General features: G+C 69.1%; 21 protein-coding genes, 2 tRNA genes and 2 pseudogenes. 13 read left to right on the top strand and 12 right to left on the bottom strand.

The annotated features are described in order from the left end of the window. The first annotated feature begins 115 nt into the window (after positions 1–115). Complete coding sequence (locus tag ABZ396_RS06345) at positions 116–1,417, top strand: hypothetical protein (protein WP_358915162.1); 1,302 nt, start codon at positions 116–118, stop codon at positions 1,415–1,417. Here the strand turns inward: ABZ396_RS06345 and ABZ396_RS06350 are convergent. Together ABZ396_RS06350 and ABZ396_RS06355 are read right to left on the bottom strand one after the other, a co-directional pair. Next, positions 1,381–3,012 carry a serine/threonine-protein kinase gene (locus ABZ396_RS06350; protein ID WP_358915164.1) on the bottom strand — a complete coding sequence of 544 codons (1,632 nt, stop codon included), beginning with the start codon at positions 3,010–3,012 and terminating at the stop codon, positions 1,381–1,383. The genes ABZ396_RS06345 and ABZ396_RS06350 overlap by 37 nt on opposite strands. Before the next feature lie 148 nt (positions 3,013–3,160). Next, positions 3,161–3,709 (bottom strand): DNA-binding protein, encoded by a 549-nt coding sequence (locus tag ABZ396_RS06355; RefSeq protein ID WP_358915166.1) that lies wholly within the window; start codon positions 3,707–3,709, stop codon positions 3,161–3,163. A gap of 184 nt (positions 3,710–3,893) precedes the next feature. Between ABZ396_RS06355 and ABZ396_RS06360 the strand changes: the two genes are divergently transcribed. Next, positions 3,894–3,966: transfer RNA gene (locus ABZ396_RS06360), tRNA-Ala, on the top strand. Between the two features lie 114 nt (positions 3,967–4,080). Here the strand turns inward: ABZ396_RS06360 and ABZ396_RS06365 are convergent. Next, a complete protein-coding gene (locus ABZ396_RS06365) occupies positions 4,081–4,773 on the bottom strand; it encodes a DUF5324 family protein (protein ID WP_358915168.1) in 693 nt (230 codons plus the stop codon). Between the two features lie 404 nt (positions 4,774–5,177). Here ABZ396_RS06365 and ABZ396_RS06370 point away from each other — a divergent pair, with 404 nt between their 5' ends. Both ABZ396_RS06370 and ABZ396_RS06375 read left to right on the top strand, forming a co-directional pair. Beyond that, on the top strand, positions 5,178–5,711 hold the full coding sequence (locus tag ABZ396_RS06370) for a peptidylprolyl isomerase (protein WP_358915170.1): 534 nt from the start codon (positions 5,178–5,180) through the stop codon (positions 5,709–5,711). A gap of 111 nt (positions 5,712–5,822) precedes the next feature. Further along, positions 5,823–6,722 (top strand): rhomboid family intramembrane serine protease, encoded by a 900-nt coding sequence (locus ABZ396_RS06375; RefSeq protein ID WP_358915171.1) that lies wholly within the window; start codon positions 5,823–5,825, stop codon positions 6,720–6,722. A gap of 308 nt (positions 6,723–7,030) precedes the next feature. On the opposite strand, the gene crgA is transcribed toward ABZ396_RS06375, so the two are convergent. Continuing rightward, positions 7,031–7,285, bottom strand: coding sequence for a cell division protein CrgA (crgA, locus tag ABZ396_RS06380; protein ID WP_358915173.1), 255 nt, complete (start codon positions 7,283–7,285; stop codon positions 7,031–7,033). A 152-nt stretch (positions 7,286–7,437) separates the two neighbouring features. Between crgA and ABZ396_RS06385 the strand changes: the two genes are divergently transcribed. The 6 genes and pseudogenes from ABZ396_RS06385 to ABZ396_RS06410 all read left to right on the top strand — a co-directional run bounded on the left by ABZ396_RS06385 (position 7,438) and on the right by ABZ396_RS06410 (position 11,512). After that, positions 7,438–8,226, top strand: a complete 789-nt coding sequence (locus ABZ396_RS06385; RefSeq protein ID WP_358915175.1) for a DUF881 domain-containing protein — start codon at positions 7,438–7,440, stop codon at positions 8,224–8,226. A gap of 15 nt (positions 8,227–8,241) precedes the next feature. After that, positions 8,242–8,839: pseudogene (locus ABZ396_RS06390) on the top strand (class E sortase). Between the two features lie 52 nt (positions 8,840–8,891). Next, positions 8,892–9,053: a hypothetical protein gene (locus ABZ396_RS06395; RefSeq protein ID WP_359183973.1), complete on the top strand. Its 162-nt coding sequence runs from the start codon at positions 8,892–8,894 to the stop codon at positions 9,051–9,053. Next, positions 9,050–9,688: an aminodeoxychorismate/anthranilate synthase component II gene (locus ABZ396_RS06400; protein ID WP_358915177.1), complete on the top strand. Its 639-nt coding sequence runs from the start codon at positions 9,050–9,052 to the stop codon at positions 9,686–9,688. The genes ABZ396_RS06395 and ABZ396_RS06400 overlap by 4 nt, the downstream gene beginning before the upstream one ends. Next, entirely contained in the window at positions 9,685–10,749 is a 1,065-nt protein-coding gene (locus ABZ396_RS06405) for a class E sortase (protein ID WP_358915179.1), read from the top strand. The genes ABZ396_RS06400 and ABZ396_RS06405 overlap by 4 nt, the downstream gene beginning before the upstream one ends. 13 nt (positions 10,750–10,762) lie before the next feature. After that, the gene (locus ABZ396_RS06410; protein WP_358915181.1) at positions 10,763–11,512 is read left to right on the top strand and encodes a class E sortase; all 750 of its coding nucleotides are present in this window, start codon (positions 10,763–10,765) and stop codon (positions 11,510–11,512) included. Positions 11,513–11,613: 101 nt separating this feature from the next. Here ABZ396_RS06410 and ABZ396_RS06415 read toward each other — a convergent pair whose 3' ends face one another. From ABZ396_RS06415 to ABZ396_RS06445, 7 genes are all read right to left on the bottom strand, one after another. Further along, the gene (locus ABZ396_RS06415) at positions 11,614–11,937 is read right to left on the bottom strand and encodes a hypothetical protein (RefSeq protein ID WP_358915183.1); all 324 of its coding nucleotides are present in this window, start codon (positions 11,935–11,937) and stop codon (positions 11,614–11,616) included. Positions 11,938–12,119: 182 nt separating this feature from the next. Beyond that, complete coding sequence (gene pknB, locus ABZ396_RS06420; RefSeq protein WP_358915184.1) at positions 12,120–14,102, bottom strand: Stk1 family PASTA domain-containing Ser/Thr kinase; 1,983 nt, start codon at positions 14,100–14,102, stop codon at positions 12,120–12,122. 207 nt (positions 14,103–14,309) lie between these two features. Continuing rightward, the gene (locus tag ABZ396_RS06425) at positions 14,310–15,794 is read right to left on the bottom strand and encodes a penicillin-binding protein 2 (protein WP_358915185.1); all 1,485 of its coding nucleotides are present in this window, start codon (positions 15,792–15,794) and stop codon (positions 14,310–14,312) included. Continuing rightward, positions 15,791–17,239 (bottom strand): FtsW/RodA/SpoVE family cell cycle protein, encoded by a 1,449-nt coding sequence (locus ABZ396_RS06430; protein ID WP_358915187.1) that lies wholly within the window; start codon positions 17,237–17,239, stop codon positions 15,791–15,793. Before ABZ396_RS06430 ends, ABZ396_RS06425 begins: the two co-directional genes overlap by 4 nt. Before the next feature lie 27 nt (positions 17,240–17,266). Continuing rightward, complete coding sequence (locus tag ABZ396_RS06435; RefSeq protein WP_358915206.1) at positions 17,267–18,832, bottom strand: Stp1/IreP family PP2C-type Ser/Thr phosphatase; 1,566 nt, start codon at positions 18,830–18,832, stop codon at positions 17,267–17,269. Positions 18,833–18,922: 90 nt separating this feature from the next. After that, the gene (locus tag ABZ396_RS06440; RefSeq protein WP_358915189.1) at positions 18,923–19,444 is read right to left on the bottom strand and encodes an FHA domain-containing protein; all 522 of its coding nucleotides are present in this window, start codon (positions 19,442–19,444) and stop codon (positions 18,923–18,925) included. Positions 19,445–19,454: 10 nt separating this feature from the next. Further along, positions 19,455–20,348 carry a DUF3662 and FHA domain-containing protein gene (locus ABZ396_RS06445; RefSeq protein WP_359183978.1) on the bottom strand — a complete coding sequence of 298 codons (894 nt, stop codon included), beginning with the start codon at positions 20,346–20,348 and terminating at the stop codon, positions 19,455–19,457. 405 nt (positions 20,349–20,753) lie between these two features. Between ABZ396_RS06445 and ABZ396_RS06450 the strand changes: the two genes are divergently transcribed. Next, positions 20,754–20,837: transfer RNA gene (locus tag ABZ396_RS06450), tRNA-Leu, on the top strand. Positions 20,838–20,970: 133 nt separating this feature from the next. Here ABZ396_RS06450 and ABZ396_RS06455 read toward each other — a convergent pair. Beyond that, positions 20,971–21,399: an ABC transporter permease gene (locus tag ABZ396_RS06455; RefSeq protein ID WP_358921633.1), complete on the bottom strand. Its 429-nt coding sequence runs from the start codon at positions 21,397–21,399 to the stop codon at positions 20,971–20,973. A gap of 217 nt (positions 21,400–21,616) precedes the next feature. On the opposite strand from ABZ396_RS06455, the pseudogene ABZ396_RS06460 reads away from it, so the two are divergent. Both ABZ396_RS06460 and ABZ396_RS06465 read left to right on the top strand, forming a co-directional pair. Further along, a pseudogene (locus tag ABZ396_RS06460) lies at positions 21,617–22,069 on the top strand (helix-turn-helix transcriptional regulator); the annotation flags it as partial. Between the two features lie 88 nt (positions 22,070–22,157). Further along, positions 22,158–23,621, top strand: a complete 1,464-nt coding sequence (locus ABZ396_RS06465) for a DUF2252 domain-containing protein (RefSeq protein WP_358921635.1) — start codon at positions 22,158–22,160, stop codon at positions 23,619–23,621. The last annotated feature ends 4 nt before the right edge of the window (positions 23,622–23,625 follow it).

The following is a 23,625-nucleotide window of genomic DNA, read 5'->3' on the forward strand; positions in this document are numbered from 1 at the left end:
GAGACGGGCTGTTTCGGACGGTCGTACGGATTGCCGGGGTGGCGCGGGACCGCGCGCGGCAGTATGGGCCAGTCCAGGGGGTTCGACGGCTGGCGAGCGACGGCTGGGGGCGCGCGTGATACGGCAGTGGCGTACGACGGGGTGGCGGGGCATCGCCGTGACGGCCGCACTCGCACTGACGGCACTGCTGCCGGTCCCTCCGGTTGCGGCGGACGACGGCAGCGGCTACGCGTTTGCCCCGGACGCTCGCGCGATCACCGGAGCGACAAGCACCGCGAATGCCGTACCGCTGGAACCCGGCACGACCTACGGCAGTTCCCTGCCGGAGAAGGGCCGGCTGTACTACCGCCTCGAACTCGCCGCCGGCACCACGTCCTACGTCCCCGTGACCGCGGTCCCGCCGACCGACGCCACCGTCTCCGCCAGCGACGGCATCGGGGTCTCGATCGAGGACGCCAACGGTGTCTCCTGCGGCTACGACGGCGCCCGCTTCGGCGCCGGGCTGAGCGCCCGCCCGGTCACGGCGCTGGGACGGCGGGAGGCGGGCAAGGCGCTGTGCCAGGACGCCGGCACGTACTACGTGGTCGTCGAGCGCCTCGTGTCCGGCTCGCAGACCACGTCCCCGGACAGCTGGGACCTGGAGATCGCCCCCGTCGTCGAACCCGGCCTGGCCAAGGCCGGCGCCACCACCGCCCCCGGGACCTGGAACTCCGCGTCCCCCGAGCCGCTCACCGGCGACCCCCGCCGCCGCACCGCGGGCGCCGGCTTCACCACGGCCCGCACACTGGGCGACGGCGTCTGGCAGACCGGCATCACCCCCGGCCAGACCCTCTACTACGCGGTCCCGGTCGACTGGGGACAGCAACTGCACGCCACCGTCGACCTGGGCAGCACCAGCGGCGGTACCCACGGCTACGTCAGCGCCGCGCTCAACCTCTCCCTCTACAACCCGGTCCGCGGCTACGTCGATGACGTCTCCCTCGGCTACGACGGCACCCAGAAGTCGTCCTCCCTCGACCCCCTGCCACCCGTGGCGTACGCCAACCGGTACGCCATCTCCGGTGAGGAGACCTCCGTCCGCTTCGCCGGCGCCTACTACCTCGTCGTCCACCTCAGCGGGCAGACCGCGGACACGTTCGGGAAGGGGCCCTACGACGTGACCCTCCGGGTCCGCGTCGACGGCACCCCGAACTCCGGCCCGCACTACGCCGGTTCACCCGTCCCGAAGGGCGTCTTCGACGCACCGTCGGACCAGGGCGGCCTGATGGCGGCGGCCGGCGACGACGACACGGCGATGCGAGCGCTCGCGGCCGGCGGGATCGGCACGGGCACGGCCCTGCTCCTGGTCCTGGGCGTGTGGACCCTGACCGCCCGCCGCGCTCAGATCCGGGTCAACGCCCAGAAACCCACGGCGTAACAGGCCAGCGCCAGCAGCAGGATGGGCACGGCGGCCTTCGCCGGCGGCCCGGACCGACGCACCCGCCGCCGACGGCGGCCGTGGGTACGCACCGACGGCCGCGGGGGCTGCGGGTCGCGAGCGGTGTACGTGGCCGTGGTGGAGGTGTCGGCATCCGGCTGGGCCGGGGGCAGGGGTTGTGCGGGTGGCCAGGGGGTGGCTGGCGGTCGCGGCTGCCGTTGTGGCTGCTGGGCGTATGGCGGGTACGGCGGTGTCGGCTGCGGCGACTCCGCGTATGGGGTGGGCGGTACCGGCGTCTCGGGTGGCGGGAGCCGGAAGCTGCCGGTGTCGGACATGCCGGCCGGGGCCGAGGGGGAGCCGTCAGAGCCGGTGGAGGTGACCGGGGGAGCGTCCGCGCTACCGGCTGCCCGGGCTCCGGCCGCCGAGGTGAGGTCCGCGCCGGCCGCCGTACCTGTAGCGGCCTCCTGCGCCGTACCGGAAGCGGCCTCCGGCGCCGGGCCGTAACCCGTCGGGGCGGCCACCTCTGAAACCGGCCCCGTTCCCGCCGCCGTATCCGATCCCGAACTCGTCCCTGTCAACGCGGCCGGATCCGCGGCTGCCCCCGATTCCGCGCCTGCCTCCGAATCGACGGCCGCCACCGAACCCCCGGCGGCCCTCGCTCCCCTCTCCGCCGTCCCCGCCGCTCCTCTCGCCGTATCGGCCCCCGACGCCACCCCTACCGGACCCCCGGGCCCGAACCCCGATGGCAGCGGCCCAAGTTGGTCGAAGATCTCGATCGACTCGTCGTCGATGCCCGGCTCCGGGAGCAGTTCCATGGCGTGGGCGAGGGCCTTGCGGGCGCCCGTGGCCGTGCGGAAGCGGGACCGGGGGTCGGGCTGAAGGAGGGTGGCGACGACCTGCCACAGGGGGTCGGGGATGCCTTTGGGGGCTCCTGGGGTGCCGTGTTCGGCGAAGTGCTGGACGAGCGCCTTGGCGTCCGGCTTGGCGCCTTCCAGAAGGAACAGGGCGACCAGGCCGACGGCGAACAGATCGGCCGTGAAGTCGGGCTCCGCGCCCAGGAGTTGCTCGGGTGCTATGTAACCCGGCGTGCCGACCACGAGGTTGGTCTCGGTCAGCCGGGCCTCGCCGAGTCGCATGGCGATGCCGAAGTCGGAGAGACGGAGGCGCGGGCGGGCCGTGCCGGTGGCCTCCAGCAGGATGTTCGCGGGCTTGATGTCCCGGTGGACCACGCCCTCGGCGTGCACCGCGGCGAGGCCGGAGAGGAGCTGATCGAGAAGCGTGCAGACGAAAGCCGGGGGCAGGGGGCCGTAGTCCCCGACGAGGTGGACCAGCGAGCCACCGGCGACCAGGTCCATGGTGAACAGGACCTTGTCGTCGTCGGCGGCCCAGCTGGCCGGGGCCAGGACATGGGGGTGGTCGATGCGCAGCGCCTGCTCCCGCACGAAGCGCAGGAGCGCGTGGGCGTCGCTCTGCTGGAGCACCTTGGCGGCCACATAACGCTTGCGCCGGTGGTCCCAGGCGCGCCAGACGGCACCCACTCCGCCGTGACCGATCGGGTCGGCCAGCTCGTACCGGCCTGCGAAGACCTCACCCATGACTACCCATAGCCCTCCCCCTCTGGTCCCCCCTGCCACCCCCCTTGCTTCCCCGCGATGAGCGATACGACCCTCTCGCGTGACCCCCTTGGCCCAGAGCCGTGCCCCGCCCGGTTCACCGGACCCCCTCCGGTGTACCGGGCCGTGGCTAGCTCTGGTGCGACTGGTAGTGCGTGACCGCGTCCGAGGTGCGGCCGGCGCCGTAGACCCGGAGGAACTCCGCCAGCTCGGGATGGGTCGGAGTCAGTGTGTCGGCCGCGTCGATGATGTCGCCGGCGGCGGCCACCGAGCGCAGCAGCGACTGGATCTCACGGACCACCCGCCTGACCGTAGGCGCACCCGAACCGCTCGTCGTCTGCGTAGTGTTGCTGAGCACCGAGCCCCCCTGGGACTTCTTGATCTCGTCCATGCGCTCGGTCGCCTCGGCCGCGCTCACGCTGCCGTCCGCGACCTGCGCCGCCAGGTCCTGCAGCAGCTGCACCCGCTGGACCACGGCCGGGTTGCCGATCTTCGCCCGCTGTCCGCTCATCAACTGCGACAGCATGGGCGCGGACAGTCCGAGGACCGCCGCGAGACGTGCCTGGTTGAGCCCCAGGTCGTCGATGAGCTTACGGAAGAGCGCCCCCAACGGCTCTCCATACCAGTTCCGCTGCAGCTCCCGCGCTCTGGCGGTGGCTTCCTGCTGTGCGGCGTCCATTGCGTCTCCCCATCGCTTCCCCAAAAAATCCACGGTTCGCTACAGCGAACCTCGCGGAGCATCTTACGGAGCGTGGTCATCCGCGGGGACCCCCCATCTTTTTGCGAGGTACGGGGGGTGACCCGGTACTCTGGTCTGCGGCACCGACCAGCGGACGTATCGCTTGGCCGGCCGCTTCCCGTACGGGGCCTTAGCTCAGTTGGTAGAGCGCCGTCTTTGCATGGCGGATGTCAGGGGTTCGACTCCCCTAGGCTCCACAACAAAACCCCTCTGACCTGCGTAAACGCGGATCAGAGGGGTTTCCTGGTTTCACGTGAAACGCGGCTGTTGGGCGGGAGACACGCGGTCTTCCCGCCCCGCAGCGGGCGGGCTCAGTTCTTCTTGTCGTCCCGGGACGTCTGCTCCTCTGCTTCCTTGGCCTGGACCTCGGGGTCGAGGGGAGAGCCGTCCACCGAGCTGAGACGGTTCGAATCGGGGACCTCGGTCGCGGCGGGGGGCTCCACCAGCCAGTCGGGGTTGGCCTGCTTGTCCCACCACTTCCAGGCGGTGAAGGCGGCACCCGCCAGCACACCGAACACGGCGAACGCCTTGAACGCACGGCCGTACGCCGAGCGTCGCTCGTTCCTGCGCGCCAGCTTCTCGATCTGCTCGGCGGAGACATTGCCGCGCAGCGCGGCCAGCGCGGCGGCGCCCCGCGCGGTGGCCTCATCACGGACCGGCACGGCCGCCGCCACGGCCTGCTCGATCCTCGGACGGGAATAGTCGGCAGCCTGCCGGGCGGCCTTGCGGGTCAGGTCGGCGGCGTCGTGCGCGGCCTGGTCCACCTTTGGCGGCACATGCGTCCGGGCCTGCTCCAGGCGCGGGACGAGGCGGGCGTCATACTGGACGCGGGCCTGTTCAGCGGCCTGCGAGACCACGGGCGCGAGCCGTACGCGTGCCTCCTGCGCGTAGTACGCGGCACGCTCCTTGGCCGTGTCGGCGTAGGGCGCCACCACTTCCGCGGCGTGCCGCACGCTGTCCTTCGCCGAGCTGGTCGCGGCGCGCACGCTTTCTTTGCGGGTCACGGGTTTCCTCCTCCTCGGTGGCGTACGGTATTTCGACTTTCCACCCTTTTAGGGATCATGCCTGTCTGCGAGCCGAGCGGCGCGCGAGGACGGGCATACGGGTGCAACCAGAGCTAAGAGGGGCTTGTCGACGACAATGCCACGGATCGGCGCCCAGCGCTCCCGCCAGGCGGACAGATGAGGGCTTCGAAAGGCTCGGAGCAGTCCCCGGAAGGCCCGGAGGAGCTCCCGGAGGGCTCGCAGACGATCTGGGGACTCCGCCGGGTTTCCGCAAGCGATTCGTGAGGATCCCCGCCGCGAGACTGCAGGCGGGCCACCGGGCCGCCGCACCGTGCGAGGATCGTGAGGGCGAACCCGCCACCGGGTTAAGCCCGAGCACACATGAGCACAACGGAAGGCGGACCGTGGCCGAGCAGCTCTACGCCACCTTGAAGACCAGCCTCGGAGACATCGTGGTCCGGCTCTTCCCGAACCACGCGCCGAAGACGGTCAAGAACTTCGTCGAACTGGCGCAGGGCGAGCGCGAGTGGACCCACCCGGCCACCGGCACGGTCTCCACCGACCCGCTGTACGACGGCACGATCTTCCACCGGGTGATCGGCGGCTTCATGATCCAAGGGGGCGACCCGGTCGGCACCGGCATCGGCGGCCCCGGCTACGAGTTCGAGGACGAGTACCACCCCGACCTCCGCTTCGACCGCCCCTACCTGCTGGCCATGGCCAACGCCGGCCCCCGCACCAACGGCTCCCAGTTCTTCATCACCGTCAACCCCGCGCCCCACCTCAACCGCAAGCACACCATCTTCGGCGAGGTCGTCGACGCGGACAGCCAGAAGGTCGTGGACAAGATCGCCTCCGTCCCCGTCAGCGGACCGAACAGGCGACCCGAGAACGACGTCGTCGTCGAGACGGTCGTCGTCGACAAGCGCGAGAGCTGATCCGCCCAAAGGAAGCGCCCAAAACGAAGCGTCCCAAGGGAACCAAACGCCCCGCTCGTCCGTAAGGATGGGCGGGGCGGAGTATTGCCGTACGACGAGCGAGGGGACCCCATGGAGGACCAGGCGGCAGGCAGCGCGCGCGACGCCCACAGCCTGCCCATGTGCTACCGGCACCCGGACCGGGAGACCGGCGTGCGCTGCACCCGCTGCGAGCGGCCCATCTGCCCCGAGTGCATGGTCAGCGCCTCCGTGGGCTTCCAGTGCCCCGAGTGCGTACGCGGTACCACCGCCGGCCGGAGCGGCCCGCCCCCGGCCGACTCCCGCCCCCGCACCATCGCCGGCGGCACCGTCACCGCCGACCCTCGGCTGCTCACCAAGATCCTCATCGGCGTCAACATCGCCGTCTTCCTGGTCGAGCTCTCCCTCGGGAACAGCTTCACCAACCGCTTCGAGCTGATCGGCCAGGCCTGGTTCCCCCAGTACGGCGACATCGAGGGGGTCGCGCGGGGGCAGTACTACCGGCTGCTGACCGCGATGTTCCTGCATGACAGCTCGAACTTCATGCACATCGCGTTCAACATGCTCAGCCTGTGGTGGATCGGCGGCCCCCTGGAGGCCGCCCTCGGCCGCGCGCGTTACCTCACGCTGTACTTCGTCGCCGGCCTGACCGGCAGCGCCCTCACCTACCTGCTCGCCGCCCAGAACCAGCCCTCGCTCGGCGCCTCCGGGGCGATCTTCGGCCTCTTCGGCGCGACCGCGGTGCTCATCCGCCGACTCAACTACGACATGCGGCCGATCATCGCCCTGCTGGTGATCAACCTCATCTTCACCTTCAGCGGCGGCATCGCCTGGCAGGCCCATATCGGCGGCCTGGTCGCCGGTGTCATCACCGGTTACGCGATGGTGCACGCCCCGCGCGAGCGGCGGAACCTCATCCAGTACGGCACCTGTGCGCTGGTCCTGATGGTGGCCGTCGTCCTGACGATCATCAGAACCGCCCAGCTCACCTGACCTGACCGGACTCGCCCCGTTCACCTGTTCCCGGCGGCGCGCCGCACCGATACCGAACCGTTGTCCACAGTCGGTGGCGAATCTTGTGCATAGAGTTCGTGCACAACTGCGCCCCCTGCCACTCACCTGCGTTCGTGCAGGTCAGGGAGGGGGCGAACAGTCTTACGACGGGTGTTGTGGTAGTCGTACCGGCGTCAACGTCCGATGGGTTATCCACAGATCGTCGTCTTTTCCCCAGGAGGGTGTGGACAGCAGATCAGGTCTGTGGATAACTCAGCGAACAGCCCTGGGTAAAGCTGCTAGCAGAGCTACTTCCACTGTGTGGAGACGCCGAAGCCGGCCGCGATGAAGCCGAAGCCCACGACGATGTTCCAGTTGTCGAGGCTGTTGATGGGCAGCGAACCGTCGGTCACATAGAAGACGACGATCCAGGCCAGTCCGATGAGGAACATGGCCAGCATCACCGGCGCGACCCAGGCGCGACTGTTCAGTTTGATGGCGGTCGCCTGCTTCGCCGGGGGCGGCGTGTAGTCGGCCTTCTTGCGGATACGTGACTTCGGCACGAGGGTCTCTCCTGTCGATGCGCTGCGTGGCCGCGCAGGTAACTGGGTCGGGCTCGGGGCAGCGTACAAGGGGACAGTAAAGGCACCCTGACCGCTCCCCCGGGCGTCCGTTAGCGTAGTGCTTCCGCGGCGCCGAAGGAGATAAGGGTACGTTGAGCAATTCTGCCGACTCCAGCGCGACCGGATCAACGGGTACCGGCCCGGCCCGCAAGGGCGGCCTCCGGCCGGTGCGGATTCTCACCGTGGGTGTCTTCGCCCTCGCCGGTCTCCTCTTTTTCACCAGCTTCAACACGGCCAAGGGCACTGACATCCGCTCGGACGACAACCTGCTCAAACTGTCCGACCTGATCCAGGAGCGCAGCCGCAAGAACAAGGAGCTGGACGAGGCCAACGCGAGCACGCGGGACCAGAACGAGAAGCTCGCCGAGCGGGACGACGGTTCCACCAAGGCCCAGGACGACCGGCTCACCGGGCTGGAGAAGGATGCCGGGACCCAGAAGCTCACCGGCGACGCGATCACCGTCACGCTGAACGACGCCCCGCCGAACGCCACGGCCAAGCTCCCCGGCTATCCCGAGCCGCAGCCCGACTACCTGGTCATCCACCAGCAGGACCTGCAGGCCGTGGTGAACGCCCTGTGGCAGGGCGGCGCCCAGGGCATCAAGGTCATGGACCAGCGGCTGATCTCCACCAGCGCCGTGCGCTGTGTGGGCAACACGCTGATCCTCCAGGGCCGCGTGTACTCGCCGCCGTACAAGATCCAGGCGGTGGGGGATCCGGCGAAGATGCAGCAGGCGCTCGCGGACTCCGAGGCGATCCAGAACTACATGGTGTACGTCAATGTGTACGGCCTGGGCTGGAAAGTCACCGAGGACGGGGCGGTGACTCTGCCGGGCTACTCGGGCACAGTGGATCTGCACTACGCGAAGCCCGTGGAGTAAGCAGCTCGTCGCCCTCTGGAGCCGCCTGTGCGCGGGATCGTCAGCGAGCTCTGCATCACCGTCGGTACGCTCATAGTGCCCTTCGTCGCGTATGTGCTGTTCTGGACCGGTGTGAAGGCCGACAGGCGCACCCGTCGCGTATCACTACGGCAAGCCTTTCGCGATCATGTACATCCCGCGGTTCGGTTTCACGTGGAACAAGCCGGTCCTGGAGGGCACCGGCACCGATGTGCTGAAGAAGGGCCTCGCCCACTACGCCCGTACCGCCCGGCTGGGGCAGGGGGGCAACGTCGCGGTCGCCGGCCACCGGCGCACCTACGGCGACCTGTTCCTCGACTTCCTGAGGCTGCGCTAGGGCGACGCGATCGTGGTGACGGACGGTACGACCTGCTTCACGTATCGGATCGACCAAGGCCCCTAGAAAACACTTCCGACGGACGTTGAAGTGATTGACCCTGTGCCACGTAAGTCGGGGTATACGCGTCCGGGCCGCTATCTCACACCGACCACGTGCGATCCGGACTGGGGGCACAGCCATCGGCTGATCATCTGGGCGCGTCTGGACTCCACACAGCCTGTGGAGTCAGGCAAACCCGAGGCGCTGCGCCGTTAGTCTGGTGCAGTACGGCGGGATTCTGGTGCCGTGGTGGAACGGAAGGGACGGCATGTACGGCTGGATCTGGCGGCATCTGCCGGGGAATATGTGGGTGAAGGCGCTGATGTCACTCGTGCTGGTCCTGGCCGTGGTCTACGTCCTCTTCCAGTACGTCTTCCCCTGGGCCGAACCGCTGCTGCCCTTCAACGATGTGACGGTGAACAACCAGTGAGCGCACGGATTCTCGTCATCGACAACTACGACAGCTTCGTCTTCAACCTGGTCCAGTACCTGTATCAGCTGGGCGCCGAGTGTGAGGTGCTGCGCAACGACGAGGTGTCGACGGCGCACGCCCAGGACGGCTTCGACGGCGTCCTGCTGTCGCCCGGGCCCGGTACTCCGGAGGAGGCGGGCGTCTGCGTGGACATGGTCCGCCACTGTGCGGCCACGGGCGTCCCGGTCTTCGGTGTCTGCCTCGGTATGCAGTCGATGCAGGTGGCGTACGGCGGTGTGGTGGACCGGGCGCCGGAGCTGCTGCACGGCAAGACCTCGCCGGTCGAGCACGAGGGCAAGGGGGTCTTCGCAGGGCTGCCGACCCCGTTCACCGCGACCCGCTACCACTCACTGGCCGCCGAGCCGGCCACTGTCCCGGCAGAGCTGGAGGTCACGGCCCGCACCCACGACGGGATCATCATGGGCCTCAGACACCGTGAACTCCGGGTCGAGGGTGTGCAGTTCCATCCCGAGTCGGTGCTGACCGAACACGGGCACCTGATGCTGGCCAACTGGCTGGTGGAGTGCGGTGACCGGGGGGCCGTGGCGAGGTCGGCGGGGCTCGCCCCGGTGGTGGGCAGGGCCACGGCGTGACCGCGCTGCGCCCCGAGCGCGAGACCGATACCTCGTACGGGGATCAGTCGTACGGGGGGTCGAGTGCGCTCGGGGACACTGCGTATCTGCCGCCGATGGTGGAGCCGTTGGCATCTGCGCCTGGGGCGACGACGGCTTATCTCCCGCCGACCGACGAGGAGACCGTCGCGCTGCGTATCCCCGATGCGCCGCGTGTATCGGCCTCTGCGGGCGCCGTGGCTCCTTCTGGCCCTGGTACCCCAGGGGGTGGGCGAGCGGCCCGCAGAAAGGCAGCCAGGCGGCGCGGTGGTCGTCATAGTGGCGCACCGGAGACGGCGCCGCCGGAGAACAGTCCGCCGGGGCGGCCCCTGTCCCGGGTCGAGGCCCGTCGGCAGGCGCGGTTGCGCAAGCCGAGCCCGGCCGTCGTGGCGAGCCGGGCCATAGGCGAGGTGTTCATCACCACCGGTGTGCTGATGCTGCTGTTCGTCACCTACCAGCTGTGGTGGACGAACGTGCGCGCCCATGCCCAGGCGGGCAATGAGGCCAGCAGCCTCCAGAAGGACTGGGCGAGCGGCAAGCGGGCCCCGGGTGTCTTCGAGCCGGGTCAGGGTTTCGCGATCCTGCACATCCCCAAGCTGGACGTGGTGGCGCCGATCGCCGAGGGCGTCAGCAACAAGAATGTCCTCGACAAGGGGATGGTCGGCCACTATGGCTCGGGTGCGCTGAAGACCGCGATGCCGCAGGACAAGACCGGCAACTTCGGCCTGGCCGCGCACCGCAACACGCATGGTGAGCCGTTCCGGTACATCAACAGGCTGGTGGCCGGTGACGCGGTGGTGGTCGAGACACAGGACGAGTACTTCGTGTACAAGGTGACGTCGATGCTTCCGGTGACGTCGCCGAGCAATGTGAGTGTGCTGGAGCCGATTCCGAAGGGTTCGGGTCTCACCGCACCGGGCCGGTACATCACCCTGACCACCTGCACACCGGAGTTCACCAGTAAGTACCGGTTGATCGTGTGGGGCAAGATGGTCGAGGAACGCCCGCGCAGCAAGGGCAAGCCAGACGCGCTCGTCGAGTAAGGGCAGAGGATCAGTGGCAGCGACCGCGGACGACACCGAAGAGCAGACCGACGCGCCGGACGCGACGCCCGTGCCGGGCCGTCGGCCGATCGGCCCGTTCGCGATGGCGGTCAGCGTCTTCGGTGAACTCCTCATCACGGCGGGCCTGGTACTGGGCCTGTTCGTCGTCTACTCGCTTTGGTGGACGAACGTCATAGCGGACCGCAAGGCGGACCGGGAGAGCAACAAGGTTCGTGACACCTGGGCGCAGCAGGACACCGGTCCGGGTGCGCTGAACACGAAGAACGGCATCGGGTTCCTGCATGTGCCGTCGATGAGGAACGGCGAGGTCCTGGTGGAGAAGGGCACGTCGACGGACGTGCTGAACGACGGTGTGGCCGGCTACTACACGGACCCCGCGAAGGCCGCGCTCCCCACCACTGGCAAGACGGGCAACTTCACCCTGGCCGCCCACCGTGACGGCCATGGCGCGAAGTTCCACAACATCGACAAGGTGAAGGTCGGCGACCCGATCGTCTTCGAGACGCGGGACAAGTGGTACGTCTACAAGGCCTACTCGATCCTCCCCGAGACCTCGAAGTACAACGTCAAGGTCCTCTCGCAGGTCCCCAAGGAGTCCGGGAAGACCAAGCCGGGCCACTACATCACCCTGACGACCTGCACGCCGGTGTACACGAGCCTCTACCGGTACGTGGTGTGGGGCGAGTTGGTCCGGGTGGACAAGGTGGACAGCAAGCGGACTCCGCCGAAGGAACTGCGGTGACGTGAGTGAGGTCCTTGCGGGACCTCACTCAACTAGCATGACGGAGGCCCGAAGCCGCAACTTCGACTTGCGGCTTCGGGCCCCCGTATGTCGCGTCCCGCCTATGCGACGTTGAGGACGGCTCGGCGGGAGAAGAGTGCGAGGGATGCAGTACGCGACTGAATCCCACTGAGTTGCTTGAAGTCACTCAGTTCCGAGCCGGTCAGGACTCGATAGCCGTTCGATTCCAACTCCGTACGGTGATCATGCACAAGGGCTCGGATTGCCTCCGCTGTGACTTTGAAGTACGCCGCCACCATCGCCGTAGTCACATGCATCCCGTCCGGCAGCAGTGAGAGCGCTTTGACTCGGTCGAGTACGTCGGTTCGCTCCAGCACGCTGTCGCGCAGGCTCTTGGATTCCAGCAGTGCTGATTCGTTGATCACGGTTCTGCCCTTCTTTCGGAGTCAGGGCAGAGCTGTCGCACCCCACCCCCATCCGATCAACGAGTCGGGATGAGGGAAGGCACGATCGAGCAGGGAACTCATGTGCGACGGCGGGGCACAAGGCAGAGCCCCGGCGTCCTTCGAGGAGAAGGGCGGCGGGGCTCTGTTGATGGGGGCGGGTGTCAGCCGCCGGTACCGCCGAAGAGGTTGGTACCGCCGTTGCCGTTGCCGTTGCCGTTGCCGGTGCTCACCGTGGTGAGGGTGATCGTCGTGCCGGCGGGGTTGTCGACGCCGGTGGTGGGCTGCGGGTCCTGGGCGGTGACGATGGCGTTGTCGCTGGAGTCGCCGTTGAACTGGATCTGGGTGAAGCCCGCCGCCTGCAGGGTCTGCTTGGCCTGCTGCACGGTCTTGCCGAAGACGCTCGGTACGGGCGTCTGCTGCTTGGCCTTGCCGATCTGGATGTCCACCGTGGAGTTCTTGGTGACCTGCGTGCCGGCCTGCGGGTTGGTGGAGACGACCTTGTTGACCAGGTTCGGGTCGGTGGTGTCGACGTCGGAGCAGTTGCCGGTGAGGTTGTTGGCCGTCATCAGCGCCTTGGCCTCGTCACAGCTCTTGCCGCTGACGTCGGGGACCGTCGACTTCTCCTCGGCCTTGGCCACCGTCAAGGTGATCTTGGAACCCTTCTGGACCTCCGTACCGAGGTCGGGGTTCTGCTTGATGACCGTGCCTGTCGGCTGCGTCGAGACCTCGTCCTTGCGGACGACGTCGAACTTGTACTTGTCGCCCTCAAGAGTCGACTGGGCGTCGGCGAAGTTCTGCCCGAGAACATTCGGCACCGCCACCTTCGGTGCGCCCGTCGACACCACCAGGTTGATCGTGTCGCCGTTGTGGACGTCCGAGCCCGCCGTCGGGTCCTGGGAGCAGACACTGCCCTTCGGCGCGTTGTCACAGGTCTTCCGGGTGGGCGCCCCCAGTTTCAGGCCGGAGTTGTCGGCCATCTTCTGCGCGTCCGCGTAGGTCGAGCCGACGAAGTTCGGGGCCTTGAACGGTTTGTCCGCGCCGTTCCCGCTGACCACCCATTTCCCGATCAGGATCGAGCCGACCAGCACCAGGATGCCCGCGACCACGAGCAGAATTGTGGAGGTGTTGCTCTTCTTCTGCTGGCGGCGGCGGTCCGGGCGTTCGTCGTAGCCGTAGCCGCCGTCGTCCGGGTTCATCGGGGGGAGCATGGTGGTGGCGCCGCCGTCGGAGCGCAGCGCGGTGGTCTGCTGGTCGTCCGGGTAGCCGTAGCCCACCGAACCCATCGCCGCGGTGGCCGCGACGGGCTGGCCGTCGAGGCATGCCTCGATGTCGGCGCGCATCTCGTCGGCGGACTGGTAGCGGTAGTTCGGGTCCTTGACCAGGGCCCGGAGGACGATCGCGTCCATTTCCGGGGTGATCTCGGGGTCGAAGACCGACGGGGACTGCGGTTCCTCGCGGACGTGCTGGTAGGCGACGGCCACCGGGGAGTCACCCACGAACGGGGGTCGTACCGTCAGCAGCTCGTAGAGCAGGCAGCCGGTCGAGTAGAGGTCCGAGCGGGCGTCGACCTGCTCGCCCTTGGCCTGCTCGGGCGAGAGGTACTGGGCCGTGCCGATGACCGCTGCCGTCTGGGTCATGGTCATGCCGGAGTCGCCCATGGCGCGGGCGATGCCGAAGTCCATGACCTTGACCTGGCCGTTGCGCGTCAGCATGACGTTCGCCGGCTTGATGTCACGGTGGACGATGCCGCTGCGGTGCGCGTACTCCAGGCCCTGGAGGATGCCGATGGTCATTTCCATCGCGCGCTCGGGCAGCAGCTTGCGCCCGGAGTGCAGCAGCTCACGGAGCGTCGAGCCGTCTACGTACTCCATGACGATGTACGGGATCGAGACCCCGTCGATGTAGTCCTCGCCCGTGTCGTAGACCGCGACGATCGCGGGATGGTTGAGCGAGGCGGCCGACTGGGCCTCCCGGCGGAACCGGGCCTGGAAGGACGGATCGCGCGCGAGGTCCGCGCGCAGCGTCTTCACCGCCACCGTGCGGCCGAGCCGGGTGTCATGCGCGAGGTAGACCTCCGCCATGCCACCACGGCCGAGCACGTGGCCCAGTTCGTACCGGCCGCCGAGGCGACGCGGCTCTTCCATAGTTCCCTACCAGCCCTCTCCGTCGGTCCCGACCGGCACGGGTGTGCGGTCGGAGGCTGCCGTCCGGGCCTACCGTACCCGGCTGTGTTTGTGTGACCTGGCCAAGCCCGTAACCCGATACAGGACCGGTACCGCAACGTGCGTCGATGTGAAGGAGACGTGAGCGGTTTCACGTCCCACAGCGCCGGGGTGCCGTGGCGGGTGGGGTCACTTCTTGGAGTTGATGACCGCCTCCATCACGCTCTTCGCGATCGGGGCCGCGAGGCCGCCGCCGGAGATGTCGTCGCGGTTGGCCTGGTCGTCCTCGATCACCACGGCGACGGCGACGGGCTTGCTGCCGTCGGGGAGCTTGGCGTAGGAGATGAACCAGGCGTACGGGTTCGCGCTGTTCTCCACGCCGTGCTGGGCGGTACCGGTCTTGCCTCCCACGCTGACGCCGTTGATCTGGGCGTTCGTGCCGGTGCCCTGCTTGACGACCGTCTCCATCATGGACTGGAGGATCTGGGCGTTGGAGGAGGACAGCGGCTGGCTCAGTTCCTGGGGGTCGGTCTGGGAGATCGTGTCGAGGTTTGACGACTGCAGCTTGTCGATCATGTACGGCTTCATCAGCTTGCCGTCGTTGGCGACCGCGGAGGCGACCATGGCCATCTGCAGGGGGGTCGTGGCGGTGTTGTACTGGCCGATCGAGGACAGTGCGGTCTGCGACTGGTTCATGTTGTCGGAGAAGACCGAGGCGCTGGAGCGGACCGGGGTGAACTGCTCGGCGTCGAAGCCGAACTTCTTGGCCTCGGCGAGCATCTTGGCGTTGCCGAGGTCGGCGCCGATCTTGCCGAAGACGGTGTTGCAGGAGTAGCGCAGGGCGATCCGCATGGTCGCGTTCTTGCAGGGGATGCTGCCCTCGTTCTTCAGCTCGGTGGTGGTGCCCGGCATGACGTACGGCAGCGGGGACTTCGTGGCCTGGTCCGCGGAGGTGTACAGCCCGTTCTCGAGCGCGGCCGCGGCGGTGACCACCTTGAAGGTGGAGCCCGGCGGGTAGGTCTCGCGCAGTGCCCGGTTCAGCATCGGGTCATTGGGGTTGTACTTCTTCTGGAGTTTCTTCCAGGCCTGTGCGTCGGTGTCCGAGGTGCCGGCGAAGGCGGAGGGGTCGTACGACGGGTAGCTCGACAGGGCCAGGATCTTGCCCGTGGAGGGCTCCAGGGCGACCACCGCGCCCTTGGCGCCCTGCTTCTTCAGCCCGTCGTAGGCGGCGCTCTGGGCGGCCGCGTTGAGGGTGGTGACGACGTTGCCGCCCTGCTTCTGCTTGCCCGTGATCATGTCGAGGGTGTTGCGGAAGAAGAGCCGGTCGTCGTTGCCGGTGAGGATGCCGTCTTCCAGGTTCTCCAGCTGGTTGGCGCCGAAGGCCTGGGAGGCGTAGCCGGTGACCGGGGCCCACATGGGGCCGTTCTTGTAGGTCCGCTTGTACTTCAGGTCGTTGACACCGGAGGAGCCGGACGCCGTGGAGCCGGTGATCGGGTTGCCGCCGACGATGAGGTCGCCGCGCGGAGTCGAGTAGCGGGCGATCGTGACCCGTCGGTTGGCGGGGTCGTCGCGCAGGGTGTTCGCCTGGACGTACTGGAGCCAGTTGTCGCGCAGCAGCAGGGTGAGGACCAGCAGTCCGCAGAAGACCGCGATCCGGCGCAGGGGCTTGTTCATGACGGGCGGACCACCTGGGTCATCTCGGCGTCGGGGGTGGCGGCGGGGGCGGGGGCCGGGCGGCGGGCGGTGTCGCTGATCCGAATCAGTACGCCGATGAGCGCCCAGTTGGCGATGACGGAGGAACCGCCGTACGCGAGGAAGGGCATCGTCATACCGGTCAGCGGGATGAGGCCCATCACACCGCCGGCGACGACGAACACCTGGAGTGCGAAGGCGCCGGAGAGCCCGACGGCGAGCAGCTTGCCGAACGGGTCGCGGGCAGCAAGCGAGGTGCGCAGACCGCGCTCCACGATCAGGCCGTAGATCAGCAGGATCGCCATGATGCCGGCCAGGCCCAGCTCCTCGCCGAAGGTGGCGAGGATGAAGTCGGAGTTGGCGGCGAACCGGATCAGCTCGGAGTGGCCCTGGCCAAGGCCGGTGCCCAGGGTGCCGCCGGAGCCGAACGCCCACAGGGCCTGCATCGCCTGCTCGGAGTGGAGAAGGCCGTCGCTGCTGCCCGACCGGCTGAGCTTGTACTCGCGCAGGGGGTTCAGCCAGGCCTGCACACGGGTCTGGATGTGCGGCTCGAAGCTGGCCACGCCGACCGCGCCTGCCGCCGACATCAGCAGACCGAAGACGATCCAGCTGGTCCGCTCGGTGGCGACGTACAGCATGATGATGAACATTCCGAAGAACAGCAGCGAGGTACCGAGGTCGGTCTCGAACACCAGGATGAGGATCGAGATGAACCAGACGACCAGGATCGGGCCCAGGTCGCGGCCGCGCGGCAGGTACAGCCCCATGAAGCGGCGGCTGGCGAGGGCCAGCGCGTCCCGCTTGACCATCAGATAGCCGGCGAAGAAGACGGCGAGGACGATCTTCGCGAACTCACCGGGCTGGATGGTGAAGCCGCCGACGGAGATCCAGATCTTGGCGCCGTACACGTTCAGGCCGAGGCCCGGGACCAGCGGGAGCAGCAGCAGGAAGAGCGCGGCCACCATCGAGATGTAGGTGTAGCGCTGGAGTGCTCTGTGGTCCTTGAGGAAGATCAGCACGACGATGAACAGGGCGATGCCCATCGCGGTGTACAGCAGTTGGTTGGTGGCCTTGCCGCCGGCGACGTGGATCGACTGCAGCAGCTTGGACTGGTCGAGTCTCCAGATCACCACCAGGCCGAGCCCGTTGAGCAGGGTGGCCAGCGGTAGCAGCAGCGGGTCCGCGTACGGGGCGAACTTGCGTACGACGAGGTGGGCGACGCCGGCCAGGAGGCCGAGGCCCAGGCCGTAGCCCAGCAGCCCCGCGGGGACCTTGCCGTTGATGGCCAGGCCCACGTTGGCGTAGGCGAACACCGGGATGGCGACGGCGAACACCAGCAGCGCGAGTTCGGTGTTGCGCCGGCTCGGCGTGCCGATGGAGCCGATCGTGGACGTCTGGTGCGTCGACGTGTTGGTAGTACTGCTCATCGTGTGACAGGGCCTCTCACGGCTTGCCTACTGCTTACCGCACAGCGAGACGACCTTCTGCTCATCCTCCGAGAGGGTGGGGCCGGGGCTGGGGGTCGCTGAGGGGGACGGGGACGGTGACGCCGTGGAGGACGCCGAGTGCGAGGGGCTTGGCGAGGCCTTGGACGTGAGAGAGGTCTTGGTGGTTCCCGTGGTGCCGCCGGCCTCGCCCTGACCGGTCTTGGAGTTGGTCGTGGACTGGGACGCGCTGCGCTCCGACTCCTTCTTGCAGGCGGAGGCCTGCACGGCCAGTTCCTGGACCTTCGTCTGGGCGTCCTTGAGACCGCCCTCGGCGATGGTGGCCTTGACCTGCTTCTGCTGGTACGGCGGCAGGTACTTGAGTTCGATCTCGGGGTGGTCGTGCTCCACCTTCGACAGTGACACCCAGGCCAGGTCCTGGCTGATGCCCTGGTACAGCGCGATGTGCTCGCTGTTGGCGCCGACGAAGTACTGCGTCTGCGTCCAGCGGTAGCCGCCGTACAGGCCGCCGCCGATGACGGCGAGGGCGAGGACGCTGTAGAAGGATCTCTTCAGCCACTTGCGGCCCCTGCGGGGCTTCACGAAGTCGTCGTCGGTGTAGTCGTCGAAGCTGCCGGCCGGGACGTATCCGGTGGTGTCGCCGGAGCCGGGCGGTCCGTACTCGCCGCCCCCGCCGTGGCCGTGGCCCTGGCGGCCGAGGGTGGCGGCGCGGCCTGCCGGGGTCTGCATGATGCCGTTGTCGTGCAGGTGGTGCTGGTTCTCGGCGACCGCGCCGACCACGACGGGGGTGTCGGAGAGCTGGCCCGCGAGGGTGTCGCCGGTGTCCAGGTCGAGGACGTCCGCGATGATGACCGTGATGTTGTCGGGGCCGCCGCCGCGCAGCGCGAGCTGGATCAGCTCCTGCACGGTCTCCTGCGGGCCCTGGTAGCTGGCGAGGGTCTCTTCCAGGGTCTGGTGGGAGACGACGCCGGAGAGCCCGTCGGAGCAGATGAGATAACGGTCACCCGCGCGCACCTCACGGATGGAGAGGTCGGGCTCGACATGGTCACCGCTGCCCAGCGCACGCATCAGCAGGGAGCGCTGCGGGTGGGTCGTGGCTTCCTCTTCTGTGATCCGGCCCTCGTCGACGAGCCGCTGCACCCAGGTGTGGTCCTGGGTGATCTGCGTGAGCACGCCGTCGCGGAGCAGATACGCGCGGGAGTCGCCGACGTGCACCAGGCCGAGCCGCTGACCGGTCCACAGCAGGGCGGTGAGGGTGGTCCCCATGCCCTCCAGCTGCGGGTCCTCCTCGACCATGGCGCGCAGTTGGTCGTTGGCCCGCTGCACGGCGTGGCCGAGGGAGGTGAGGATGTCGGAGCCGGGCACGTCGTCGTCGAGCGTGACCAGCGTGGAGATCACCTCGGAGGAGGCGACCTCACCGGCGGCCTGGCCGCCCATGCCGTCGGCGATGGCGAGCAGGCGGGGTCCGGCGTAGCCGGAGTCCTCGTTGCCCTCCCGGATCATGCCTTTGTGCGATCCGGCGGCGAAGCGCAGTGACAGACTCATGCGCACCTCGCCCGTCGGCTCCGGGTACATCCGCACGGTGCCCACCCTCCGGTCGGGAGCTCGCAAAGGACCGGCGTCCGGTCCGCCGCTGCGTGCTCGCTCCGCTCGCTCATTTTCGTACTACTTCCGCAGCTCGATGACGGTTTTGCCGATGCGGATCGGCGCGCCCAGCGGGATCGGTGTGGGAGTCGTCAGGCGGGACCGGTCCAGGTATGTGCCGTTCGTGGAGCCGAGGTCCTCGACGATCCACTGGCCGTCGCGGTCCGGGTAGATCCTGGCATGGCGGCTGGAGGCGTAGTCGTCGTCCAGCACGATCGTGGAGTCGTGGGCGCGGCCGAGGGTGATCGTCTGTCCCTGGAGCGCGACCGTCGTACCCGTGAGCGTGCCCTCGGAGACGACGAGCTTGGTGGGGGCGTTGCGCCGTCGGCCGCCGCCGGTTGGCTGCTGGCCGCGCTGCTGCGGGGGCGCGGCCTGCTGCCGGGCGGCGGGCTGCTGCCGGCGTCCTTCTTCCCTGCGCGATCCGCGCTGAGTGACGCGCGTACCGAATAGGTCGCTGCGGATGACCTGCACGGCCACGATCACGAACAGCCACAGTACGGCCAGGAAACCCAGCCGCATGACCGTGAGGGTCAGCTCTGACATTGCCCCCGCTTCACCCTTCGGCTTGCCGGTAAATGATGGTGGTGCTGCCCACGACGATCCGCGAGCCGTCGCGGAGCGTAGCGCGGGTGGTGTGCTGCCCGTCCACCACGATGCCGTTGGTGGACCCGAGATCCTGGATCGTCGAGGGCGTTCCGGTCCGGATCTCGCAGTGCCGGCGGGAGACGCCGGGGTCGTCGATCCGCACGTCAGCCTCGGTGCTGCGGCCCAGCACGAGCGTCGCGCGGGAGATCTGATGGCGGGCGCCGTTGATCTCGATCCAGTGGCGGGTACGGGAGCCCGGCGCCGCGGCGCCGACGGGCCCGGAGGGTCCGGCGGGCGGCTGGGCGGCGGGCTGGGCCGGCTGCGGGTAGCCGTAGGCGCCGGGGCGCTGCGGGGCGCCGGGCGGCGGTGCGCTCGGCATGGGCGGGGCGGCGGAAGACTGCGGGTAGCCGTAGCCGCCGGCGCCGCCGGGGCGCTGCGGGGCGCCGCCGGCCGCGGGCGCGCGCTCCGGGGCGGCCTGCTGGTTGCTGGAGGAGGCGAGTGTGCGGCTGCGCACCCGGTAGAGGCCGGTGTCGAGGTCCTCGGCCTTCTCGAGGTTGACCTTGATCGGCCCCATGAAGGTGTAGCGCTGCTGCTTGGCGTAGTCGCGGACCATCCCGGCGAGCTCGTCGCCGAGCTGCCCGGAGTAGGGGCTGAGCCGCTCGAAGTCGGGAGCGCTCAGCTCGACGATGAAGTCATTGGGTACGACGGTCCGGTCCCGGTTCCAGATGGTCGCGTTGTTGTCGCACTCGCGCTGCAGCGCACCGGCGATCTCCACCGGCTGGACCTCGGACTTGAACACCTTGGCGAAGGTGCCGTTGACCAGACCTTCGAGACGCTGCTCGAACTTCTTCAGGACTCCCACAGGGCACCTCCTCAGTCGCCTTGCCCGTACTGCTGCTGCTTCCGCTACTGCTCGCCGATCGTATCTACGCGCCCGGCAATCAGCCGGTTCCCCCAGCGGCCCCCCTTCGAACTCCTCGGCGCGCTTCTCCTGGCATGGATCGGCGCTTCTTCTGCCAAGGATCGTAGAGGTGGGCCATGACCAGTGTCCCGCACCTGACTGTGGAGCTGGTCCGTCTCCTGGACAGATGGGCTGGACCGGTACGAGGTTGATACGTGAATGCCGACTGCTCGGTACGTAGCGTCAGGTGGCCGCTGCCCGGGGACAAGGAATGTGAACCCACCCCTTCCCACGTGCTAGTGTTCTGCGTGTCGGAAGGGGCCGGCCCGAAAGAAACAGGGCCCGGGACCGGAGGACACACCCAATGCGCGGGTGGCGGAATAGGCAGACGCGCTGGATTCAGGTTCCAGTGCCCGCAAGGGCGTGGGGGTTCAACTCCCCCCTCGCGCACAGAGGCAGAAGGCCCATCGTGACACGGTGGGCCTTTTTGCTGTGCCGTTGTGGTTCACGGGCGCGGGTGCATGGTCGGTCTGCCCGCGGCCCCGGGTGGCAGTGTGATTTTCCTGTCGGTGTGAGGTGTCTCTCACTGGGGTTGGCCGAGCGGTGTGGCGCGGGTGGCCGCGGCGGCCGGTGCGGCCCTCGCGGCCAGGACCGCGAGGGTCGCACACGTGCCCGTGGTGGCGCCCAGGGCCGGCAAGGGGCGCGCGAGGGAGGCCGGGGCGTACAGGACGTGCAGTGCCGCTCCGACGGCCATCAGGTTCAAGGTCGTGACCAGCAGGGCCGGCACGGCGCCAACGGCGACCACCGTCAGCGCCTCGGCGCCGACAAGCCGCAGCACCTGCCGGCGGGTGGCGCCGGCCAGCCGTAGCGCGGCCAGTTCGCGGCCCCGGTCGGCGGTGGCCACCACCATGGGGTTGACCAGCGAGATCCCGGTGTAGAGGAGCGCGATGCCGAGGACGAGGACGAAGCCGCGGCGGGTGGTGCGGTCGGTCCGCGGGTAGGCCGCCGCCATCCACTGGTCCGCGGTGCGGACCCGGCCGCCGCCCGCCCGGACCGCCAGTGAAGCAGGTCTGCGGGGTCGGCGACGAACGGCAGCACGGCCGCGGTCAGCAGCAGACCCCCGCCGCACAGCCAACGGCCCCAGGCCATCGGCCTGTTGTCCACGGCCGCCGCGCGCAGCGCCTCCGTCGGCCCGGTCCGGCCCGCCGGCCAGGACGCGGCGACCACCCCGCACAGCGCTGCCGATCCTGGTGCTCAGTCACTACGTGCAGCGCAGTTACGCCGCCGACCTCCTCGACTCCGGTGACGGGACGGGCGTGGGCTGCCTGCTCAAGCACCGGGTGGGGCAGGTGGCAGGTGGCGGTCTTCGTCGAGGCGTTGTGCGCGGTGGCCGGCGAGGCGTTCTGCGCGGTGGCCGGCGGGGGGACGGTGGTCGACCGCGGGTGGTACGGCAACTGCTGCGCCGGCGCCGGGATCCGCTGGAGCGGCTGTCCCCGCGCGAGCGGGAGGTGCTGGCGCTGGTCGCGGAGGGGAGGTCGAACGGCGCGATCGCCCGGGAGCTGGTGGTCTCGGAGGCGGCGGTGGGCCAGCACGTCGGGGGGATCCTGGCGAAGCTGGATCTGCCGCCGGCCCAGGAGACGCACCGGCGGGTGCCGGCGGTGCTCGCCTACGTGCGGGCGTGAGGCGGGGTTTGGTTCGGGGGTGTGGTTGTCCAGGTTGTCCACAGGCTGACGCGCTTCCGGCTCCCACCTGTACCGTCTCCACGAGTTGATGTTCGTGAGTGTGCGTGCGTGGAGGACGGGGGAGGCGGTCGACGTGACCGGACTGGAAGAGCTGACGACGGCAGGGGCGCGCAAGTTTCCCTCGCCGAAGGGCTTTGCGCAGTGGCCCCCGAAGGGTTCTCCCAAGGAGGAGGGCAAGGCGCTGCGTTCGGCGGTCCCGCGCGCCAGCCATGACGCGCTGGACGTGGACGGCTCCCGGCCCGACGCGGTGAGCGCGGTCGAGGAGTCCAACCGCGACCGTATCCCGGAGCTGATCCCGATAAGGGTCGGCAGAATGGCGGCGAGCCCGTTCGCGTTCCTGCGCGGCTCGGCCGGCCTGATGGCGCACGACCTGGCCCGCACCCCGATGACCAGGATCGCCACCCAGATCTGCGGCGACGCCCACGCGGCCAACTTCGGTCTGTACGGCGACCCGCGCGGCGACCTCGTCATCGATCTGAACGACTTCGACGAGACCGTGCTCGGCCCCTGGGAGTGGGACCTCAAGCGGCTCGCCGCCTCCCTGGTACTGGCCGGCCGGGAGGCGGGCGCCGACGAGGACATGTGCCGCAAGGCGGCGGGTGACGCGGCCGGCGCCTACCGCCGCACCATGCGCCTGCTGGCGAAGCTCCCGGTGCTGGACGCGTGGAACGCCATCGCGGACGAGGAACTGGTCTCCCACTCCGACGCCCACGACATGCTCGGCACCCTGCGCCGGGTCTCGGAGAAGGCCCGCGCCAACACCAGCGGCCGGTTCGCGGCCCGCTCCACCGAGCCCACCGACAACGGCGGGCGCCGCTTCGTCGACGCCGCGCCGGTGCTGCGCCGGGTCGGGGACGAGGAGGCGGAAGCGGTCGTGGCGGCCCTGGAGCACTACGTCACCACGCTCTCCGAGGACCGTCACCCGCTGCTCTCCCGGCATGCCCCGCACGATGTCGCCTTCCGCATAGTCGGCACCGGCAGCGTCGGCACCCGGTCGTATGTGGTGCTGCTCCTCGACCATCGCGGCGAGCCGCTGATCCTCCAGGTGAAGGAGGCCCGCCGGTCGGCGCTCGTCGCACACCTGGCGACGGCCGGCTTCGAGTCGCCCGCCGTCGACCACGAGGGCCGCCGGGTGGTCCTCGGCCAGAAGCGGATGCAGGTGGTCAGCGACATCCTGCTCGGCTGGACCACGGTGGCCGGCCGCCCCTTCCAGGTCCGCCAGTTCCGCAACCGCAAGGGCAGCGTCGACCCGGCCGCCCTGTCTCCCGACCAGATCGACGACTACGGCCGGATGACCGGCGCCCTGCTGGCCCGCGCCCACTCCCACAGCGCCGACCCCCGCCTGATCGCCGGCTACTGCGGCAAGAACGAGGAACTGGACGAGGCGATCGCCGCGTTCGCGGTGACCTATGCCGACCGCACGGAGGCGGACCACGAGGAACTGGTGGCCGCGGTACGGGCAGGGCGGATCGCCGCGGAACTCGGGGTGTGACCGC

The organism is Streptomyces sp. NPDC005866 (assembly GCF_040629895.1).
Classification (GTDB): Bacteria; Actinomycetota; Actinomycetes; order Streptomycetales; family Streptomycetaceae; genus Streptomyces.

Coding starts and splice junctions, on each gene's coding strand:
- ABZ396_RS06425 (WP_358915185.1), bottom strand. CDS start 15,794: ATGAACAAGCCCCTGCGCCGGATCGCGGTCTTCTGCGGACTGCTGGTC.
- ABZ396_RS06355 (WP_358915166.1), bottom strand. CDS start 3,709: ATGGACGCCGCACAGCAGGAAGCCACCGCCAGAGCGCGGGAGCTGCAG.
- ABZ396_RS06430 (WP_358915187.1), bottom strand. CDS start 17,239: ATGAGCAGTACTACCAACACGTCGACGCACCAGACGTCCACGATCGGC.
- ABZ396_RS06435 (WP_358915206.1), bottom strand. CDS start 18,832: ATGTACCCGGAGCCGACGGGCGAGGTGCGCATGAGTCTGTCACTGCGC.
- ABZ396_RS06375 (WP_358915171.1), top strand. CDS start 5,823: ATGGAGGACCAGGCGGCAGGCAGCGCGCGCGACGCCCACAGCCTGCCC.
- ABZ396_RS06350 (WP_358915164.1), bottom strand. CDS start 3,012: ATGGGTGAGGTCTTCGCAGGCCGGTACGAGCTGGCCGACCCGATCGGT.
- pknB (WP_358915184.1), bottom strand. CDS start 14,102: ATGGAAGAGCCGCGTCGCCTCGGCGGCCGGTACGAACTGGGCCACGTG.
- ABZ396_RS06465 (WP_358921635.1), top strand. CDS start 22,158: ATGTTCGTGAGTGTGCGTGCGTGGAGGACGGGGGAGGCGGTCGACGTG.
- ABZ396_RS06395 (WP_359183973.1), top strand. CDS start 8,892: ATGTACGGCTGGATCTGGCGGCATCTGCCGGGGAATATGTGGGTGAAG.
- ABZ396_RS06440 (WP_358915189.1), bottom strand. CDS start 19,444: ATGTCAGAGCTGACCCTCACGGTCATGCGGCTGGGTTTCCTGGCCGTA.
- ABZ396_RS06455 (WP_358921633.1), bottom strand. CDS start 21,399: ATGGCGGCGGCCTACCCGCGGACCGACCGCACCACCCGCCGCGGCTTC.